Here is a 20,010-nt window from a genome sequence, read left to right on the forward strand (position 1 = left end):
CGGACGGGCTGGAATGCCTGGACCGGCGTCGAGGGGTGAGGCCACCTGAAATCAGCCCCTCCGGCGTTTGAGGAGCGGGGGTCCAGGGGGCGGAGCCCCCTGGCGGGGTCGAAGGGGCGGAGCCCCTGGAGGACGGGACGGGTAGGGGCGGCGGGGGCGAGGAAGGCCGAGGTCCGCACCAGCGCCCCGGCCCCGGCGACGGCATACGTAGGCTTCACCGTGTGAGTGCAAACACCCCGTTCACCTTCGCCCCCGCCACCGGCATCGGTTCCATGCCCGGCGGCGACGCCCGCGAGGCCGCCAAGACCGTCACCGGATCCGTCGAGGACTTCCCGTACCTCGCCGAACTCCCCGCCCGAGGCCCCGGCGCGGACATGATCGGCCGGACCGCCGGGATGCTGGTCGAGCTGTACGCGCGCGTGGAGCCCAGCGGGTGGCGGATCGGCGACCGGCCGGGGCGGGACACCAAGCGGGCCCGGTCCTGGCTGGGGGAGGACCTCGACGCGCTGGAGGAGTTCACCCAGGGGTACGAGGGACAGCTGAAGGTGCAGGCCGTCGGCCCCTGGACGCTGGCCGCCGCACTGGAGATGAAGAACGGCGAGGCCGCCCTCTCCGACGCCGGCGCCTGCCGCGACCTCGCCGCCTCGCTCGCCGAGGGCCTGCGGCTGCACCTGGAGGAGGTCCGGCGGCGCGTACCCGGCGCCCAGCTCGTCCTCCAGCTCGACGAGCCCTCCCTCATCGCCGTACTGCGCGGCCAGGTCAAGTCCGCCAGCGGCTACCGCACCCACCGGGCCGTGGACCGGCAGCTCGTCGAGGCAACTCTCAGGGATGTCGTCGGGGTTCACGGCGACGGCCCCGTCGTGGTCCACTCGTGCGCACCGGACGTCCCGTTCGCCCTGCTGCGCCGGGCGGGCGCGGCGGCGATCTCCTTCGACTTCTCGCTCCTCACCGAACGTGACGACGACGTGATCGGCGAGGCGGTGGAAGGGGGTGCGCGGCTCTTCGCCGGTGTCGTCCCGGGCACGGACGGCCCATTGTCAGACCCTGCCGGTAGCGTCATGGGTGTCAGGACGTTGTGGCGCAGGCTGGGGCTGTCACCGGGGCTTCTCGCGGAGGCGGTCACCATCACGCCGTCGTGCGGACTCGCGGGGGCCTCCCCCGAGTACGCGCGCAAGGCACTCGCCCACTGCGTCCAGGCGGCGAGATCCCTCGCGGACAACCCAGAGTAACGGGAGGACAACACGGTGGCCGGCGACAAGCAAGCGGAGACGACGGTGCCCGCCGAGGCACGGGAGAAGCACGCGAAGCTCGCTGAGCAGATCGAGGAGCACCGCTTCCGGTACTACGTGAAGGACGCTCCCGTCATCAGCGACGCGGAGTTCGACAAGCTCCTGCGCTCGCTCGAAGCGCTGGAGGACGAGTATCCGGAGCTGCGCACGCCGGACTCGCCGACGCAGAAGGTCGCGGGCGCGTACGAGACGGAGTTCACGGCGGTCCAGCACCGCGAGCGCATGCTGTCGCTGGACAACGCCTTCGACGATCTCGAGCTCGCAGCCTGGGCCGAGCGCGTCCACAAGGACGTCGGTACGTCCACGTACCACTTCCTTTGCGAACTCAAGGTCGACGGCCTCGCCGTCAACCTCACCTACGAGCACGGCCGCCTCACCCGCGCGGCGACGCGAGGCGATGGCCGCACCGGCGAGGACATCACCCCCAACGTCCGTACGATCGCGGACATTCCGGACCGCCTCAAGGGTGACCGCATCCCGGACCTCGTGGAGATCCGGGGCGAGGTCTACTTCCCGATGGAGAAGTTCGAGGAGCTCAACGCCCGCCTGGTCGAGGCCGGCGACAAGCCCTTCGCCAACCCGCGCAACGCGGCCGCCGGTTCACTGCGGCAGAAGGACCCCCGCGTCACCGCGACCCGTCCGCTCCACATGGTCGTCCACGGCATCGGCGCCCTCGAGGGCTTCGACGGCATGACCCGCCTCTCCGAGGCCTACGACCTGCTCAAGTCCTGGGGCCTGCCCACCGCCCGGCACAACAAGGTGGCCGAAGGCCTCGACGGCGTACGGGAGTTCATCGCGTACTTCGGCGAGAACCGCCACTCCGTGGAGCACGAGATCGACGGAGTCGTCGTCAAGCTCGACGAGATCCGTCTGCAGGGCCGCCTCGGCTCCACCGCACGCGCGCCGCGCTGGGCGATCGCGTACAAGTACGCGCCGGAGGAGGTCAACACCAAGCTCATCAACATCCGTGTGGGCGTGGGTCGTACGGGCCGGGTCACGCCGTACGCCCAGGTCGAGCCGGTCACGGTCGCGGGCTCGGAGGTCGAGTTCGCCACCCTGCACAACCAGGACGTCGTGAAGCTGAAGGGCGTCCTCATCGGCGACACCGTCGTGCTGCGCAAGGCCGGTGACGTCATCCCGGAGATCCTCGGGCCCGTCGTCGACCTGCGCGACGGCAGCGAGCGCGAGTTCGTGATGCCGGCCGAGTGCCCCGAGTGCGGTACGGCGCTCAGGCCCATGAAGGAGGGCGACGTCGACCTGCGCTGCCCGAACGCCCGCACCTGCCCGGCCCAGTTGCGCGAGCGCCTGTTCTACCTCGCGGGCCGTAAGGCGCTGGACATCGAGCACTTCGGCTATGTCGCGGCCGCCGCCCTCACCAAGCCGTTGGAGCCGGCCGAGCCGCCGCTGGTGGACGAGGGCGACCTGTTCGATCTGACCGTCGAGCAGCTGCTGCCCATCAAGGCCTACGTCCTCGACCAGGACAGCGGTCTGCCCAAGCGTGACCCGAAGACCGGCGAGGAGAAGATCGCCACGGTCTTCGCCAACCAGCAGGGCGAGCCCAAGAAGAACGCGGTCGCGATGCTGGAGAACATCGCAGCCGCCAAGGAGCGCCCGCTCGCCCGTATCCTCACCGGCCTGTCGATCCGTCATGTCGGCCCGGTCGCCGCCGAGGCGCTGGCCCGCGAGTTCCGCTCCATCGACCGCATCGAACAGGCCAGTGAGGAGGAGCTGGCGAACACCGACGGGGTTGGCTCGATCATCGCCGCCTCGCTCAAGGAGTGGTTCGCCGAGGAATGGCACCAGGAGATCCTCCGCAAGTGGAAAGCCGCCGGCGTCCGCATGGAGGAAGAGGGCTCCGGCGAGGACGAAGGACCGCGTCCGCTGGAAGGGCTTACCGTCGTCGTCACCGGAACGCTGGAGCATTTCACCCGCGACGGTGCCAAGGAGGCACTGCAAAGTCGCGGAGCGAAGGTGACGGGTTCCGTTTCGAAGAAGACGTCTTTCGTCGTCGTGGGCGACAGTCCCGGGTCCAAGTACGACAAGGCCATGCAGCTCAAGGTGCCTGTTCTGAACGAGGACGGCTTCAATGTCCTGTTGGAACAGGGGCCCGAAGCGGCGGCCGAAGTTGCGCTCCCTACAGAGGAGTAGCGGTTGAAGGCCCCCGGATCGGCGCATACCAGATGCATACGGGTGGCTGGGGCGCATTCGGGCAACCGTTGACGACCGCTGCCCGTGGAAGCCTTCTGCGGCCTACTGTTGAGGGGTGCGCCTGCCGTGCCCAGCTGCGGTTGGGGCATCCCCTTGCTCTGAGAGGGCTTTGAAAGGGCGAGGGGAAGGGTTTTCCAACGCGGTGCCGTTGAAGGTTGTTGTCGGGCATCGGGCCGCGTGGCGTGGGCACCGCCGGCTGTGAGAGGGACGGGAATGGAACCGACCGAGAGCGCCGCCCCGAACTCACGGCTGCGCCGGATGGCCGGCGCATGGCGGGGGTGGGCGGCGCGGACCGCGGAGCGTTCGCGCTCGGAAAGAGGCGCGGGGAGCGCCGCCGGGCAGCGCACCGCGCCGGAGGGCCGCACCACCGCGCAACTCGGCGCCGAGCGCGCCACCGACCTGCCGGACGCCGAACACGAACGGCACCTGTCCTGGCCCGCCCTGCCCGCGGCGGTCGTCGCGGCGGCCGGGTTCGTCCTCGGCGCCGGGTTCTACCGGGCGTTCACCGGCCACCACGCGCTCTTCCCGTCCGGCACCGTCGGCTGGTCGCTGGCCGTGCTGACCGGCGTCATCGTCGGCCACCTCGTCATGCTCGGCCGCGCCCGCTGGTGGGGCGGCACCGGCTCCGGCGCCGCCCTCACCCTAGCCGTGCTGATGCTGTACGGCTGGGTGCCCGCCGGCATGGTCAGCCTCACCGTCGTCGTCCTGGTCGGCATCGCCCGCCGGGGCCGCTGGCGGCAGGGCGTGCTGCACGGCGCGGTGGACATCCTCGGCATCGCCGCCGGGGCCCTCGTGCTGGCCGCCTTCGGTCGCGTACCGACCGTCGAGAACCCCTGGAACCCCGACACCTGGACGCTCTACACCGCCCCCGGTGTGGTGCTTGTCGCCGCCGCCTATCTCGCGGTCACCCGTGTTCTGCTCTGGTACTTGCACGCCCCGCGCGGCGGCCTGCCCACCGTCGCGCGCACCGCGCTGGTCAGGCAGGGTCTGGTCGCTGTCGCCCTGCTCGGTATCGCCCCGCTGGTGTGCGTGGTCGCCACCGCCAAGCCCCTGCTGCTGCCGCTGTTCTCCATCCCCCTCATCGCCCTCGACTCCACCTTGTGGATCGCGCGGGCCAGGGCGGAGGAGCAGCTGCGCGATCCGCTGACCGGACTGCCCAACCGGCAGTGGCTGCTGGAACGCATCTGGACCGCCCTCGACGACGCCGAGCGCATCGGCGCCCGGTCCGCCCTGATGCTGATCGACCTCGATCGTTTCCGGTCGGTCAACGACACGCTCGGTCATCTCGCCGGTGACCGGTTGCTGTTGCAGATAGCGGACCGGCTGCGCCTCGCCCTGCCGCGCGGAGCGGAGGCCGCGCGACTCGGCGGCGACGAGTTCGCCGTCTTACTGCCCGTCGCCGACTCCACCACGTCCGCGACCCGGGTCGCCCGCGGCCTGGTCACCGCCCTCAGCTCCCCGCTCGACCTCGACGGGCTCACCCTGGTCCTGGAGGCCAGCGCCGGCGTCGCCGTCTTCCCGGACCACGCCCTCGACGCCGAGGGGCTGCTGCGGCGCGCGGACGTGGCGATGTACCAGGCGAAGCGGGACCGTACGGGCGTAGAGGTCTACGAGTCGAAGCGGGACTCGAACACCCCGGACCGGCTGGGGCTGCTGGGGGATCTGCGCCGAGCCCTCGACGCGCACGAGGTCGAGCTGCACTACCAGCCGAAAGTCCGCTTCGACGGACAGGTCGTCGGCCTTGAGGCCCTGGTGCGCTGGGTACATCCCGAGCGCGGGAAGGTGCCGCCGGACGAGTTCATAGCGATCGCCGAGTCGTCGGGGCTGATGCCGCATCTGACGGAGTACGTGCTGGAGACAGCGCTCGGGCAGGTGGCGCAATGGCGCTCCCAGGGCCTGTACGTGCCGGTCGCGGTCAACGTCTCCCCGCGTGATGTGCACACCCCCGGATTCGCGGGCTCCGTCGCCGCCCGGCTCGCCCGGCACGGCGTCCCGGCGGGAGCGCTCCAGCTGGAGATAACGGAACACGTCCTCCTGGAGGACCCGCAGCGCGCCGCCGACACCCTCGCCGGGCTGACCGGACACGGCGTGAAGATGTCTCTGGACGACTTCGGCACGGGGTATTCGTCCCTCGTGCACCTGAGACGGCTGCCGGTGAGCGAGCTGAAGATCGACCGCTCGTTCGTGGCCCGGCTGGCGGTGGACAACGAGGACGCGGAGATCGTGCGCTGCACGGTGGATCTCGCGCACTCGCTGGGCCTGCTCGTGGTCGCCGAGGGCGTCGAGGACGACGAGACCTGGGAACGCCTGCGGGACCTGGGCTGCGACGCCGTGCAGGGCTGGCTGGTCGCGGCGGCGATGCCGCCTGAGGAGACGACGGCGTGGCTGCGGGCGCGGGGTTCGCGGGGGTGGGTGCGGCCGAAGGCGGCGCTTCCTGCGGCCGAGTGAGCTTCCCGCACGAGGGCGTAGCGGTCTTCCCGCACGTAGGAGTTCTGCGCGCTAACGGCTCGCCTCCGCCGTGAAGTGGCCCGTCAGAAGCTCCAGTCGCCTCTCGTGTGCTCCCTCCGGTAGCCGCCCGCTGCGCATCAGCGTCACCAGGCCGTGCAGTCCGGCCCAGTAGGTCTCCGTCAGCAGGCCAGGGTCGTCGCCCTCGGCGGCGATCGGCTCGACCGCCGCCAGCAGTTCGGCGAACGCCTCCTGCAGCTCCGCCGGGGCCTCGGGCGTGGCGAACGGCAGGTCCACGCGGTGCGTGAACATCGCGTCGTACAGCGCCGGTCGGCGCCGCGCGAACGCCGTGTACGCCTCGCCCACCGCCGTGAGCCTCCCGCGCTTGCCCTTCGCCGCCCGGGATGCCGTACGCATCTCGGCGGCGAGCTCGGCGCAGCCCTGCACCGCCACCGCCGCCATGATCGCCTCCTTGCCCTTGAAGTGGCTGTAGAGGACGGGCTGGCTGTACTCGATCTCGGCCGCAAGGCGGCGCGTGGTGACCGCCTCCCAACCCTCGGCCTCCGCCAGTTCCCGCGCGGCCGTGACGATCAGCCGCTCGCGCTCCGCTCGTTCGCGCTCCCGGCGCGTCTGGATGGACATGGCCTTGATTCTAGCAGTGCTAGCGAATCTGCCGCCGCTCTGCTAGCTTCGCTCCTGTCGCTAGCGTTGCTAGGAATCAGCTCGCCCGACCCTGACGAGGAGACCCGGCATGACCGTCACCGCGTACACCCTGGCCGTCGTACTCAATGTGTTCGTCCTGTTCATCGGGGCCCGCTTCCTGCTCCAGCCCCGCCTCGCCGCCCTCGGCTACGGCGTCCCGGCCGACGCCGACGGCGACGCCTCCGCGTACCTCACGATCAAGGGCCTGCGAGACGGCGCCTTCGGCCTTCTGGGTCTGGCGCTGCTCGCGTTCGTCGGAGCCGAGGCCGAGGCCTGGTTCATGCTCTGCGTCGCCGTGATTCCGCTGTTCGACACCCTGATAGTGCTGCGCCACGGCGGCACGAAGGCCGTCGCGTTCGGGATTCACTTCGCGACGGCGGTCGTTGTACTCATCAGTGCCGGACTGCTGTTCGCCGTCTGACGACAAGCAAGGGGGAACTGGGCCGTGTCGCTGTTCATTCCGAAGTTCGACGAGTCCGTGGTGGTGCGCGACACGGACGCCGAGGTGGTCGGCGCTGCTCCCGTCGCCGTCAAGCTGCTGGCCGACAGCAGTGCGACCGGTGGTGCGCTGTCCACCGTGCGGGTCACCCTCGGGGAGGGGGCCGACGGGGCGCGGCCGCACCTGCACAGGAACTCCGCCGAGATGTTCTTCCTGCTCGACGGCGAGGCCCGGCTCCTGTCCGGCGACGACATCGTGACCGCCGAGCGCGGCGACCTCGTCGTCGTCCCACCGGGCAAGGCGCACGCCTTCGCCGCCGCCCCCGGAAGCACCGCCGACATCCTCATCGTGATCACGCCGGGAGTCGAACGCTTCGAATACTTCCGCCACCTGCAGCGCATCCGCCTCGGCGAGGTCACCCGGGAGAGCCTGCTGGAGGTGCAGGAGCTGTACGACAACCACTTCCTGCAGAGCGAGGCGTGGGACCGGCGCCATCAGGGAGCGCGGCGCGGGGAAACCGTTTCACGGGCATCGTCCCCCGCCCCATAGGATTGGCCCCAAACCACACACACTCACCCCAGAGGATCGCTGCATGCCTGGCATCACGCGCGAGGAGGTCGCCCACCTCGCCCGGCTGGCGCGTCTGGAGCTGAAGCCCGAAGAGCTTGAACACTTCGCGGGACAGCTGGACGACATCATCGGCGCGGTGGCCCGCGTCAGCGAGGTCGCCGACCAAGACGTACCGCCGACCTCTCACCCGCTGCCGCTGACGAACGTCATGCGCGCGGACGAGGTCCGTCCCTCGCTCACCCCCGAGCAGGCGCTCTCCGGCGCCCCGGCCCAGGAGCAGCAGCGTTTCAAGGTGCCGCAGATCCTGGGGGAGGACTAAGACCACCATGACGGACATCATTAAGCTCACCGCCGCCGAGACCGCCGCGAAGATCGCCTCCGGCGAGCTCACCGCGGTCGAGGTCACCGAGGCCCACCTCGCCCGTATCGAGGCCGTCGACGAGAAGGTGCACGCCTTCCTGTACGTCGACCGCGAGGGTGCCCTGGCCCAGGCCCGTGCCGTCGACGAGAAGCGGGCCAAGGGCGAGAAGCTCGGTCCGCTGGCCGGCGTTCCCCTCGCGCTCAAGGACATCTTCACCACCGAGGGCATTCCGACGACCGTCGGTTCGAAGATCCTGGAAGGGTGGATTCCGCCGTACGACGCCACCCTCACCAAGAAGCTGAAGGCTGCTGACGTCGTCATCCTCGGCAAGACCAACATGGACGAGTTCGCCATGGGGTCGTCGACGGAGAACAGCGCCTTCGGCCCGACCGGCAACCCGTGGGACCTGACCAAGATCCCCGGTGGTTCGGGTGGTGGGTCGTCCGCCGCGCTCGCCTCCTTCCAGGCGCCGCTCGCCATCGGCACCGACACCGGCGGCTCCATCCGCCAGCCGGCCGCCGTCACCGGCACGGTCGGCGTGAAGCCGACGTACGGCGCGGTCTCGCGCTTCGGCATGGTGGCGTTCTCGTCCTCCCTGGACCAGGGCGGGCCCTGTGCCCGTACGGTCCTGGACGCGGCCCTCCTGCACGAGGTCATCGCCGGGCACGACCCGCTCGACTCCACGTCCATCGACGCCCCGGTCCCGCCGGTCGTCGAGGCCGCCCGCAACGGCAGCGTCGAGGGCATGCGCGTCGGCGTCGTCAAGCAGTTCCGCGGCGAGGGCTACCAGGCCGGTGTCATCCAGCGGTTCGACGAGTCCGTCGCTCTGCTGAAGGAGCTGGGCGCCGAGATCGTCGAGCTGGACTGCCCGTCCTTCGACCTCGCGCTCTCCGCGTACTACCTGATCGCGCCCTCCGAGTGCTCCTCCAACCTCGCCCGCTTCGACGGCCTGCGCTACGGCCTGCGTACCGGCGACGACGGCACGAACTCCGCCGAGGCGGTCACCTCCCTCACCCGTGAGGCGGGCTTCGGCCCCGAGGTGAAGCGCCGCATCATGCTCGGCACGTACGCCCTGTCGAGCGGGTACTACGACGCGTACTACGGTTCCGCGCAGAAGGTCCGTACGCTCATTACCCGCGACTTCGAGAAGGCCTTCGAGCAGGTCGACGTCATCGTCTCCCCGACGACGCCGACCACCGCCTTCCCGATCGGCGAGCGTGCCGACGACCCGATGGCGATGTACCTGGCCGACCTGTGCACCATCCCGACGAACCTCGCGGGCAACGCGGCCATGTCACTGCCCTGCGGTCTGGCTCCGGAGGACAACCTGCCGGTCGGCCTGCAGATCATCGCCCCGGCACTGAAGGACGACCGCCTGTACAAGGTCGGCGCCGCCGTCGAGGCCGCCTTCGTGGAACAGTGGGGGCACCCGCTCCTCGAGGAGGCTCCGTCGCTGTGAGTAAGGCACTGTCCAAGGCCAAGGGCTTCAAGAAGTCCAAGTCCGGCCTGTACCTGTCCATGGCCACCACCGCGTTCGGCGCGGTCAGCGTCGCCAAGCAGGCCAAGCTGGCCCGCTCCGAGAGCGACACGCTCCGCCTGATCGACGCCGCCGTGTCCGCCGCCGCCATCGTCACCGGCCTCGCCATCCTCTACCGCGAGCTGAAGCGGCTGGGCGACGACGACGTCCTGCTGGGCTGAGAGGGAAGTTTCACCGTGACCACCACGACCGACTTGGTGTCGTACGAGGACGCGCTGGCGTCGTACGACCCCGTCATGGGCCTCGAGGTCCATGTCGAACTCGGCACCAAGACCAAGATGTTCTGCGGCTGTTCGACCGCCCTCGGTCAGGACGCCAACACGCAGACCTGCCCCACCTGCCTCGGCCTGCCCGGCTCGCTCCCGGTCGTGAACGCGACCGGCGTCGAGTCCGCGATCAAGATCGGTCTCGCGCTGAACTGCGAGATCGCCGAGTGGTGCCGCTTCGCCCGGAAGAACTACTTCTATCCGGACATGCCGAAGAACTTCCAGACCTCCCAGTACGACGAGCCGATCGCCTTCAACGGCTACCTCGACGTCCAGCTGGAGGACGGCGAGACCTTCCGCGTGGAGATCGAGCGCGCCCACATGGAGGAGGACACCGGCAAGTCCACCCACGTCGGTGGCGCGACCGGCCGTATCCACGGCGCGTCCCACTCCCTGCTGGACTACAACCGCGCCGGCATCCCGCTCATCGAGATCGTCACCAAGCCGATCGAGGGCGCGGGCGAGCGTGCCCCCGAGGTCGCGAAGGCGTACGTCCGTGAGCTGCGCGAGCTCATCAAGGCGCTCGGCGTGTCGGAAGCCCGCATGGAGATGGGGCAGATGCGCTGCGACGTGAACCTGTCGCTGCGCCCCAACGGCACCGAGAAGTTCGGCACCCGCTCGGAGACGAAGAACGTCAACTCGCTGCGGTCCGTGGAGCGCGCGGCCCGCTACGAGATCCAGCGGCACGCGGCCGTGCTGAGCAGCGGCGGGACGATCATCCAGGAGACCCGGCACTTCCACGAGGACACCGGGTCGACGACCTCGGGCCGAGTGAAGGAAGAGGCCGAGGACTACCGGTACTTCCCCGAGCCGGACCTGGTGCCGGTGGCCCCCTCGCGCGAGTGGGTCGAGGAGATCCGGGCGGCGCTTCCCGAGATGCCGCTGGCCCGCCGTACCCGGCTCCTCGCGGAGTGGGGCATCTCGGCCACCGACATGCAGGCGATCCTCAACGCAGGCGCGCTGGACCCGATCGTCGCCACGATCGACGCCGGTGCCGACGCCGCCTCCGCTCGTAAGTGGTGGATGGGCGAACTGGCGCGCAGCGCCAACGAGTCGGGCGTCGCGCTCGACGAGCTGGCGATCACGCCGGAGCAGGTCGCTCGGGTCACGGCCCTGGTCAACGAGGGCTCCCTGAACGACAAGCTGGCCCGCCAGGTCATCGAGGGCGTTCTCGCGGGCGAAGGCACCCCGGACGAGGTCGTCGACAAGCGCGGACTGAAGGTCGTCTCCGACGAGGGTGCCCTGGGCACCGCCGTCGACGAGGCCATTGCCGGCAACCCGGGCATCGCCGACAAGATCCGCGGCGGCAAGGTGGCCGCGGCCGGCGCTCTGGTCGGCGCGGTCATGAAGGCGACACGCGGTCAGGCCGACGCGGCGCGCGTCAAGGAGCTGATCCTGGAGAAGCTGGGCGTCAGCGAGGGCTGACACCCGCAGTCGTGAACCCCGAGGGGGATGCATCAACGGCGATGCATCCCCCTCGGCACGTCTCAGATACGGCGGCCTACGAGCCGTACGAAGCCCAGCGTGCGGCCCTCGTCGAGCCGTACCATCTCGCCGACCCGGCGGGCCATCGTGCGATGGAACTCCTCCGGGCTCTCCTCGGCGATCACGTCGCACCACAGCAGCCAGTCCCGCCAGCCGTCGTCCAGCCAGTCGGCGGTCTCGACCTCCACGGCCCCACTGCGCGTCCACTGGCGTCGCCACCAGTCGGCGGTGTGGAAGGACCAGAAGTCGGGTTCCCAGTAGGGCTTCAGATGCTCCGGAGGCTCGGTTCCCTCCGGCTCCTCCCGCAGCGCGGGTACGACGACACCGATCCGCCCGCCGGGCTTCAACAGCCGGGTGAGCGTGGGCAGATAGAGGTCGTCGGTGCCGAAGTAGTGGTACGCGTCGATGCTCACGATCGCGTCGAAGCTGCCCTCGGCGAACGGCAGGTCGTGCGCCTCGGCGTGCACGGGCAGCACACGGTCGGCGAAACCGGCCTCGGCGATGCGCCGGGCGTTCTCGTCGGGCTTGACCCACAGGTCGGCGGCGGTGACCTGGGCGTCGTACTCCCTGGCCAGGAAGACGGAGGTCATCGCCCGGCCGCAGCCCAGGTCGAGGACGCGTGCGCAGGGGCGCAGGGCGTCCAGGCCGAGGGCGGGGGCCAGCCACTCCAGCAGCCACAGCGCGTTCGGGCCCATCTGGTTCTCGATGACCCAGCGGACGTCGTAGCTGTTGCTGCGCGGGTAGCGGGCGTGGGTCAGCCGCTTGGTGAGGTCCTCACTCGAGGTCCTCGGGGTGATGTCTGGCATCGGTGAACGGGCTCCTTGAGTCCTGGAAGGCGGAGAGGGATACGGAGGAGCTCGGCCGGACGCTCAAACAATGCACCTGCCCAGGTCAGCGGCGATGTGCCGCGGGAACGGCTGACCTTCGGAAGCTAGCAGCCCGCCTTACGGACCCGCATCCGGTTTCTCAGCGCGACGCGCTACGCTCGCCCGCCATGAGTGGACGCGGTGATTCCGAGATATCCGAGACGCGGGAGGACGAAGACATCGAGGGTGTCGAGGACGTCCAGGACATTGAGGACGTCGAGGACGTCGAGGATCCGGCGCAGGAGGCGCGGCGGGCCCGCTGGCTGGCCGTCGGTACCGGGGTGCTCCTCGCCCTCGCGGGGCTCGCCGCCTCGACGCTCCGTGTCACGGGTTCCGCCCCGGCCCTCGTCCCGGCCGCCTACGCCTGCGGTGCCGCCGTCTGTGCGCTCGCCGCGTTCCTCGGTTCCCGGGGGCGCACCCGCCGGGCTCTGTGGCTGCTGATCGCCGGAGTGATGGTGATGGCGATGGGCGACCAGTTCGACTGATGTGGCAGGCGTCACCAGGGGACGACAGAGTGGCCGTTACTGTCCTGTGATCTGCCTCCCACTCGTGTGAATAAACCCACGAACGCGGCAAACGATCATTTTCGCCTGCAAGAGTTTGCTGCACATCGCTCACGCGTTCTTTGCGGGCTGTTCACTTCATGAACGACTGTTCCCGGTCAAAGATCCATAAATCGTCCCTGGGAGCTCGTTCGTGGCAGCCCTTGCACGCTGGTGTGTCCAGCGCCGCCTCCTCCCTGTTCTGCTGTGGCTCCTGGCCTTCGGCGGGGTGAGTGCGGCCGCAGCCGTCATGGGTTCCGCGTACTCGAACGACTACCAGGTCCCCGGCACCGAATCGGGCCGCGCCACCCAGCTGCTCGAGGACGGCTTCCCCGGCCTCGGCGGCGACAGTGACACCGTTGTCTGGCACACCGAGTCCGGCACCGTCCGCGCCGCCGACGTCGAGCAGACCATGACCCGCACCCTGGACGAGATCGCCGACCTGCCCGGCGTCGCGGCCGTGGGCAGCCCGTACGACAAGCAGGGCACCGCGCAGATCAGCGAGGACGGGCACACCGCGTACGCCACCGTCACCTTCGACGGCAGCGCCGAGACCCTCGACAAGGGCGAGGCGCAGGCCGTGGTGAGCGCGGCCGAGGCCGCCGAGGCCGACGGGCTCCAGGTGGAGCTGGGCGGCAGTGCCGTCGGGCTCACCGAGTCGTCGGGCGGGCATCTCGCCGAGGTCGTCGGGGTGGCCGTCGCCGCGGTCGTGCTGTTCCTCGCCTTCGGCTCGCTCGCCGCCTCGCTGCTGCCCATCGCCACCGCGCTGGTCAGCGTCGGCACCGCGTACGCCGGGATCGTGCTGCTCGGGCACGCCATGACCGTGGCCGACTTCGCGCCCATGCTCGGGATGCTGATCGGGCTCGGCGTCGGCATCGACTACGCGCTGTTCATCGTCACCCGGCACCGGCGCGGGCTGAAACGCGGGCTGTCCGTCACCGAGTCGATCACGAACGCCGTGGCGACCACCGGACGCGCGGTCGTGTTCGCGGGTGCCACCGTGTGCATCGCCCTGCTCGGGATGCTGATCCTCCAGCTCAGCTTCCTCAACGGCGTCGCGATCGCCGCCTCGCTGACCGTGGTCCTGACGGTCGCCGCCTCCGTGACCCTGCTGCCCGCCCTGCTGTCCTTCATCGGCATGCGCGCCCTGAGCCGCCGCGAGCGGCGCCGGCTGTCGGAGCACGGGCCCGAGCCCGAGCTGCCGACCGGGTTCGCCGCCCGCTGGTCGGCGTTCGTGGAGCGCCACCCCAAGGCGCTCGGCGCGATCGCCCTGGCCGTCATCACGGTCCTCGCACTGCCCACCCTCGGCCTGCGCCTGGGCACCTCCGACCAGGGCAACAACCCCGAGTCCTCCACCACACGCCAGGCCTACGACCTCCTCGCCGACGGCTTCGGGCCCGGCGTGAACGGCCCCCTCACCCTGGTCACCGAGGTCGACGGCGGCGACGACAAGCTCGCCCTCGACAACCTCGACGCCACCCTCCGCCACACCGAGGGCGTCGCGGCGGTGACCCCGGTGACGTACAACACCGGCGGCGACACCGCGTACCTCACCGTCGTACCGGAGTCCTCCCCGCAGTCGCAGCAGACCAGTGACCTCGTCGACCGGCTGCGCTCCGAGGTCCTGCCGCGCGCCGAGACCGGCACCTCGCTCGATGTGCACGTCGGCGGCATGACGGCCGGCTACGACGACTTCGCCGACGTGATCGTCGGCAAGCTGCCGCTGTTCGTCGGCGTCGTCATCGGCCTGGGCTGTCTGCTGCTCCTGCTGGCCTTCCGGTCCGTCGGCATCCCCCTGAAGGCCGCGGCGATGAACGTGGCCGCGGTCGCCGCCGCCTTCGGTGTCGTCGTGGCGATCTTCCAGTGGGGCTGGGGGAGCGAGCTGCTCGGGCTGGGCCGCGCGGGCCCGATCGAGCCGTTCCTCCCGGTCATCATGGTGTCGGTGCTGTTCGGCCTCTCCATGGACTACCAGGTCTTCCTGGTCAGCCGGATGTACGAGGAGTGGCTGGAGACCGGCGACAACCGGCGGGCCGTCCGGGTCGGCCTCGCCGAAACCAGCCGGGTGATCAACTCCGCCGCCGTCATCATGATCTCGGTCTTCCTCGCCTTCGTCCTCAGCGGCGACCGCGTGATCGCCATGTTCGGCATCGCCCTCGCGGCCGCCGTCGCCCTGGACGCCTTCGTGCTCCGTACGCTCCTCGTCCCCGCTCTGATGCACATGCTCGGCGGCGCCAACTGGTGGCTGCCCCGCTGGCTCGACGAGCGCATGCCCCGCATCAGCATCGAGCCGCCCGAGTCCCGTGCCGCCCATGAGAGGCTGGCCGCCGCGACGGACGCCGAGGTGGCGGACGTGCTGGCCAAGGAGGAGCGGCAGCGGGATGTACGCGATATCGCTGGGTGACGACGGAGCGGAACTGCGGCCCCTGGAACCCTGGCACGCGGAGGAGTTCCTGGCGCATCTGGACCGGGGCAGGGAGTTCATCGGGCAGCACATCCCGTTCGGGGCCAAGGCCACCGACGTCGACTCCGCGCGGGAACTCCTTCAGTCGTACGCGGACAAGCGGGCCGCCGACACCGGCAGCCTGCACGGCCTGTGGCTGGAAGGAAAGCTCGTCGGCGGCGTGCTGTTCCTGCATTTCGACGCCGAGCGGGGCACCTGCGAGGTCGGCTGCTGGCTGGAGCCGGCCGGCGCGGGGCGCGGACTGGTCACGCGTGCCATGCGGGTCCTCATCGACTGGGCGGTTGACGTGCGCGGCATCCACCGTGTGGAGTGGCAGGCGTCGTCCGCCAACGAACCGAGCATCAACGTGGCGCGACGGCTGGGCATGGCGCGTGATGGTGTGCTGCGACAGAGCTACCCCTATCGGGGAGTGCGCCAGGACCTCGAGGTGTGGTCCGTCCTCGCCCCCGAGTGGCGTGAGGCACGCGCGCGTGCCGCTCACAACGATCATTAAGAGTCCTCTCGATCGTCACGCGATCATTAAGAGACCTCTCAGACAGCGTCCGTACGGTGCGAGGCATGGGAACGAAGACAGTGGACGAGACCGGCGCCGGAACCGGCACCGAGGCGAAGACCGACGAGGAGAAGGTGGACGTCGCCACGACGACTGACGCCACGGACTCCACCGACGCCGACGAGGCGACGGAGACCGACGAGGTCGAGGAGGAGGTGGCCGCCGAGGCGACGGAAGCGGGCTCCTCCGGCGTCGGCCAGGGCGCGGGTGCGGTCGTCTCCGCGGCGCTCGGCCTGGTCTCCCTGAGCGGTGGCTGGCTCGGTACGGTCGCCGCCGCGCGACAGTCCCTGGTCGCCCAGCTGGAGTCCTCGACGTCGTCGTCCCAGAACGTCTCCAAGCTGCTCGAGCAGGGCTACGGGGACGCCTGGAACGCCACCGCCCTGTGGGCCGGCGTCTTCGCGCTCGCCGCGCTGATCGTCGGCGTCGTCGTGCTCGCCCGGCCCGCGTTCGGGGCGCCCGGCAAGCCGCAGGCCGTGTGGATCAAGTCGGTCGCCTGGGGCGGCGTCTCGCTGGGCGTCATCGGCCTCCTGCTGGCCGTACTCAAGTACACCGACGTCCTGCTCGGCCTGCCGTCGGTGGGCTGACTCAGCTGAATCACCGCAGGTCCTGAGGGGCCTCAGGGCCGCCGTAAGTACATCGGACGGCGCCCTGAGGCCCCTTAGACGTGTCTAAGACGCCGCCCGCCGCCGAAGATGCGGAACTCTCCCGATGTGGCGGACCCGCCTGGGAGACGAAGGTGGAGGCATCGCAGCAAGCGAGCCCGAAACCCGACTCTCACCAGGAAAAACGAGGGATCCGCCATGTACGAGTACGAGCTCCATCACTTCCGTACCGCCGAACTGCTCCGCCGGGCCGAGCACGCACGCCTGGTCCGCGAGGCCGTACGCACCCGCCGAGCCGCCCGCCGCGAGGCCGCGAAGCGCTCCGCTCAGGGCGCGGCGGAGGCGGAGGCGCATACCTCCCGTCTCCGCAGGCCTCGGCATCCACGCGCCGCGTGAAGGCGGGGGATACGGGGGCCGGGGTCGGTGCTGATCGGCAACGGGCGGCCCGTCCGGTGTCCGGCGACGAGGCCGCACCATCCCTGACCCCCGACCACCCGCAGGGGGCGCCCGTACCGTCGGTCGCCCTCGTTGCGAGCGCGGCGAAAACCGGTGCCGGACTGTCGATGGCGCATGCGATGCTCGGGCCCGTGGAGAGCAGGTCCGTAAGTCCCGTGTTCGTCGGCCGTGCAACCGAGTTGGAGACCCTGAACGAAGCCCTCGCCCGCGCCGCCGGAGGCGACCCGCAGGCGTTGGTGATCGGGGGTGAGGCCGGGGTCGGCAAGACGCGTCTCGTCGAGGAGTTCGCCACCGCCGCCGGCCGCGAGGGCGCCGTCGTCGCGCTCGGCGGCTGCGTCGAGATCGGCGCCGACGGGCTGCCCTTCGCCCCGTTCTCCACCGCGCTACGAGCCCTGCGGCGCGAACTTCCCGGCGAGCTCGCCGACGCGGCCGCAGGCCAGGAGGAGGAACTGGCCCGGCTGCTGCCCGAGTTGAGCGAGCCAGCTCCTTCCCGAGGGGCGGAGCGGTCCGACGAGGAGGGCATGGCCCGCCTCTTCGAACTCACCGCCCGACTGCTGGAGCGCGTCGCCGCGGGCCGCACCGTCGTCGTCGCTCTGGAGGACCTGCACTGGGCCGACGCCTCCACCCGCCACCTCCTCGCCTACCTCTTCCGCACCCTGCGCACCGGCCGCCTCGTCGTCCTGGCCACCTATCGCTCCGACGACATCCACCGCCGCCACCCGCTGCGTCCGCTCCTCGCCGAGCTCGACCGGCTGCGCACGGTCCGCCGTATCGAACTCGGCCGCTTCAACCGCATCGAGGTCGGCCGCCAGATCGCCGGCATCCTCGCCACCGAACCCGACCCGGCCCAGGTCGACGAGATCTTCGAACGCTCCGACGGCAACGCCTTCTTCGTCGAGGAACTCGCCGTCGCCGCCCACGAGGGCTGCCGCACCGGCCTCACCGACTCCCTGCGCGACCTGCTCCTCGTACGCGTGGAGGGACTGCCCGAGACCGCCCAGCGGGTCGCCCGGATCGTCGCCGAAGGTGGCTCCACCGTCGAGTACCGGCTGCTCGCCGCCGTCGCCCAACTCGCCGAGGACGACCTCATCGAGGCGCTGCGGGCCGCCGTGAACGCCAACATCCTCATCGCCGCGCCCAGCGGAGACGGCTACCGCTTCCGCCACTCCCTGGTCCGCGAGGCCGTCGGCGACGACCTGCTGCCCGGCGAGCGCTCCCGCCTCAACCGCCGTTACGCCGAAGCCCTGGAGGCCGACCCGACGCTGGTCCCGCCCGACGAGCGCGTCATGCGCCTGGCCAGCTACTGGTACCACGCGCACGACCCCGCCAAGGCCCTGCCCGCCGTCCTCGACGCCTCCGTCACCGCCCGCCGCCGGCACGCCCACTCCGAGCAACTGCGGCTGCTGGAACGCGCGATGGAGCTGTGGGACTCCACGCCGGAGGACGTCAGGGCCACGCTGCGCCCCGTCGACTACACCGAGGTCTACCCTCCCCCACTGCCTGAACGGCGTGGGGGGACCCCCAGCGGCTGCGAGCCCGCGACCACACCTCTGCGCTACCTCGACCTGATGGCCGAGGCCGCCGTCGCCGGACGGCTGTGCGGGGAGCGGGAACGCGCCCTGAAGATCACCAAGCGGGCCCTGCACCTCCTGGAGGACGAGGGCGGCGACCCCCTGCGCGCCGCCTGGTTCTGGGTCCAGCGCTCCCGACTGGTCCAGGCCCTGGCCCGCGGCGACGGCTGGAAGGAACTCGGCACCGCGCAGGAACTGGTGCGCGGTCTGCCGCCGTCCGAGGTGCATGCCGAGGTACTGGCCAGCGTGGCCAACTGGTCGATGCTGCGCGAGCCAGGGCCCGAGGCCATGTCGGCCGCCGAGCGGGCCGTCGAGTACGCGCGCATGGTGGGCGCCGAGGGCATCGAACTCAACTCGCGCCTCACACTCGGCGGACTCATGGTCGAAGCCGGGCACATCGAGGCCGGACTGGCCCAGATGTACGAGGTCAGGGACGAGGTGGTGGCGCGTGGCCTCACCGCGGTGGTCGGCCGAAGCCATGTGAACCTGCCCTCCGTCCTGGAAAGTGTCGGCCGCTCCGAGGAAGCCGTCGGCATCCTGCGCGAGGGCCTGCGGCTGACCCAGAAGATGGGCCTGCGCGATTCCGAGGCCTGGGTCTGGGGGAACCTCGCCGAGTCACTGATCTCCCTGGGGCGCTGGGACGAGGCCGCCGAAGCTGCGGCGAAGGCCCAGCAGACGGGCCAGGCGGCGAAGCCGCGCGGTGGCGGCTCCAACAGCCTCGCCCGCCTCGCGCTCGCCCGCGGCGAGGTCGCCGAGGCCGCCCACCATCTGGCCGCCGGTCGCGCCTTCTACGGCACCCACGACCCCATGCCGCAGAACAACCTGCCGATGTCCTACCTCGCTCTCGGCATAGCCGCCGCCGAGGGCCGCATCCTCGACGCCCGCGCGGAGGCCGACCGGGTCCTGAGCGCCGGTTTCCCGCCCGGCACCCAGCGCTACGCCTGGCCGCTGCTGCTGGCCGCCGCCGTCGTCGAGTCCGACGCCCGCGCCCACGCGCTGCCCGCCGCGCAGGAGGGCCGCGCCGCCTTCCTGGAACGGCTCTTCGAGGCCGTCCGCAAACTCACCACGGGCGCGCCCCTGTGGCTGGCCTACGAGAAGTGGACCCGGGCCGAACTCGACCGGGCCGAGAACCGGGCCACCCCCGACACCTGGTCGGACGTGATCACCGCCTTCGAAGCCCTGGAGCGCCCCTACGACCTCGCCCAGGTCCGCCACCGCCTGGCCGAGGCACTGCTGGCGATCGGAGGCGAGGACGAGCGCGCCCGCGCCACGGAACTGCTCCGCCTGAGCCGAGCCACCGCCGTCCACCTGGGCGCCCGCCCCCTCGCCGACGCCACGACCCACCTGGCACAGCGAGCCCGCCTCACCCTCACCGCAGCCGCACCCCTGCCTACGACCGACCCGGCCGACGCCCTCGGCCTGACCACCCGGGAACGGGATGTCCTGCGCCTGGTCTCCGTCGGCCGCACCAACCGCCAGATCGCCGAGGAACTCTTCATCTCCCCGAAGACGGCCAGCGTCCATGTGTCGAACATTCTGGGGAAGCTCGGCGTCTCGGGGAGGGGCGAGGCGGCTGCGGTGGCGCATCGGATGGGGTTGTTTCCGGCCGAAACGCTCACGTCTGGGACGAGTAGCTGAGGTTTACGCTGTAAGGGAC

The 20,010-nt window shown here is 70.7% G+C and carries 17 protein-coding genes; 15 read left to right on the forward strand and 2 right to left on the reverse strand.

Annotated elements, in window-relative coordinates:
* The first annotated feature begins 221 nt into the window (after positions 1-221).
* From EHO50_RS33840 to EHO50_RS33850, 3 genes are all read left to right on the forward strand, one after another.
* Positions 222-1,229, forward strand: a complete 1,008-nt coding sequence (locus tag EHO50_RS33840) for a methionine synthase (protein WP_128435076.1) — start codon at positions 222-224, stop codon at positions 1,227-1,229.
* A gap of 15 nt (positions 1,230-1,244) precedes the next feature.
* Positions 1,245-3,437, forward strand: coding sequence for an NAD-dependent DNA ligase LigA (gene ligA, locus EHO50_RS33845; RefSeq protein WP_128435077.1), 2,193 nt, complete (start codon positions 1,245-1,247; stop codon positions 3,435-3,437).
* A gap of 273 nt (positions 3,438-3,710) precedes the next feature.
* On the forward strand, positions 3,711-5,945 hold the full coding sequence (locus EHO50_RS33850) for a putative bifunctional diguanylate cyclase/phosphodiesterase (protein ID WP_128435078.1): 2,235 nt from the start codon (positions 3,711-3,713) through the stop codon (positions 5,943-5,945).
* A gap of 51 nt (positions 5,946-5,996) precedes the next feature.
* Here EHO50_RS33850 and EHO50_RS33855 read toward each other — a convergent pair whose 3' ends face one another.
* A complete protein-coding gene (locus EHO50_RS33855) occupies positions 5,997-6,584 on the reverse strand; it encodes a TetR/AcrR family transcriptional regulator (RefSeq protein WP_128435079.1) in 588 nt (195 codons plus the stop codon).
* Between the two features lie 109 nt (positions 6,585-6,693).
* Here EHO50_RS33855 and EHO50_RS33860 point away from each other — a divergent pair, with 109 nt between their 5' ends.
* From EHO50_RS33860 to gatB, 6 genes are read left to right on the forward strand one after another with little or no spacing between them, the layout of a single operon-like run.
* Positions 6,694-7,065, forward strand: coding sequence for a DUF4267 domain-containing protein (locus tag EHO50_RS33860; protein ID WP_128435080.1), 372 nt, complete (start codon positions 6,694-6,696; stop codon positions 7,063-7,065).
* A 24-nt stretch (positions 7,066-7,089) separates the two neighbouring features.
* Positions 7,090-7,632 carry a cupin domain-containing protein gene (locus tag EHO50_RS33865; protein ID WP_128435081.1) on the forward strand — a complete coding sequence of 181 codons (543 nt, stop codon included), beginning with the start codon at positions 7,090-7,092 and terminating at the stop codon, positions 7,630-7,632.
* Between the two features lie 43 nt (positions 7,633-7,675).
* Positions 7,676-7,972, forward strand: a complete 297-nt coding sequence (gene gatC, locus EHO50_RS33870) for an Asp-tRNA(Asn)/Glu-tRNA(Gln) amidotransferase subunit GatC (protein WP_007384860.1) — start codon at positions 7,676-7,678, stop codon at positions 7,970-7,972.
* A gap of 7 nt (positions 7,973-7,979) precedes the next feature.
* Complete coding sequence (gene gatA, locus EHO50_RS33875; RefSeq protein WP_128435082.1) at positions 7,980-9,473, forward strand: Asp-tRNA(Asn)/Glu-tRNA(Gln) amidotransferase subunit GatA; 1,494 nt, start codon at positions 7,980-7,982, stop codon at positions 9,471-9,473.
* The gene (locus EHO50_RS33880; protein ID WP_128435083.1) at positions 9,470-9,712 is read left to right on the forward strand and encodes a hypothetical protein; all 243 of its coding nucleotides are present in this window, start codon (positions 9,470-9,472) and stop codon (positions 9,710-9,712) included. The genes gatA and EHO50_RS33880 overlap by 4 nt, the downstream gene beginning before the upstream one ends.
* Before the next feature lie 15 nt (positions 9,713-9,727).
* On the forward strand, positions 9,728-11,242 hold the full coding sequence (gene gatB, locus EHO50_RS33885; protein ID WP_128435084.1) for an Asp-tRNA(Asn)/Glu-tRNA(Gln) amidotransferase subunit GatB: 1,515 nt from the start codon (positions 9,728-9,730) through the stop codon (positions 11,240-11,242).
* Positions 11,243-11,304: 62 nt separating this feature from the next.
* Here gatB and EHO50_RS33890 read toward each other — a convergent pair whose 3' ends face one another.
* Positions 11,305-12,108, reverse strand: a complete 804-nt coding sequence (locus EHO50_RS33890; RefSeq protein WP_128435085.1) for an SAM-dependent methyltransferase — start codon at positions 12,106-12,108, stop codon at positions 11,305-11,307.
* 188 nt (positions 12,109-12,296) lie between these two features.
* Here EHO50_RS33890 and EHO50_RS33895 point away from each other — a divergent pair, with 188 nt between their 5' ends.
* The 6 genes from EHO50_RS33895 (at position 12,297) to EHO50_RS33920 (ending at position 19,991) form a co-directional block, all read left to right on the forward strand.
* Entirely contained in the window at positions 12,297-12,653 is a 357-nt protein-coding gene (locus EHO50_RS33895; protein ID WP_128435086.1) for a hypothetical protein, read from the forward strand.
* 211 nt (positions 12,654-12,864) lie between these two features.
* Positions 12,865-15,111, forward strand: a complete 2,247-nt coding sequence (locus tag EHO50_RS33900) for an MMPL family transporter (protein ID WP_128435087.1) — start codon at positions 12,865-12,867, stop codon at positions 15,109-15,111.
* Entirely contained in the window at positions 15,089-15,664 is a 576-nt protein-coding gene (locus tag EHO50_RS33905) for a GNAT family N-acetyltransferase (protein ID WP_128435088.1), read from the forward strand. The genes EHO50_RS33900 and EHO50_RS33905 overlap by 23 nt, the downstream gene beginning before the upstream one ends.
* A 65-nt stretch (positions 15,665-15,729) precedes the next feature.
* A complete protein-coding gene (locus EHO50_RS33910; protein WP_128435089.1) occupies positions 15,730-16,308 on the forward strand; it encodes a hypothetical protein in 579 nt (192 codons plus the stop codon).
* Positions 16,309-16,524: 216 nt separating this feature from the next.
* Positions 16,525-16,722 (forward strand): hypothetical protein, encoded by a 198-nt coding sequence (locus tag EHO50_RS33915; protein ID WP_128435090.1) that lies wholly within the window; start codon positions 16,525-16,527, stop codon positions 16,720-16,722.
* Positions 16,723-16,901: 179 nt separating this feature from the next.
* Positions 16,902-19,991: a helix-turn-helix transcriptional regulator gene (locus EHO50_RS33920; RefSeq protein ID WP_181449743.1), complete on the forward strand. Its 3,090-nt coding sequence runs from the start codon at positions 16,902-16,904 to the stop codon at positions 19,989-19,991.
* Positions 19,992-20,010 lie beyond the last annotated feature (19 nt).

This window comes from Streptomyces cyaneus, assembly GCF_004028635.1.
Classification (GTDB): Bacteria; Actinomycetota; Actinomycetes; order Streptomycetales; family Streptomycetaceae; genus Streptomyces; species Streptomyces cyaneus.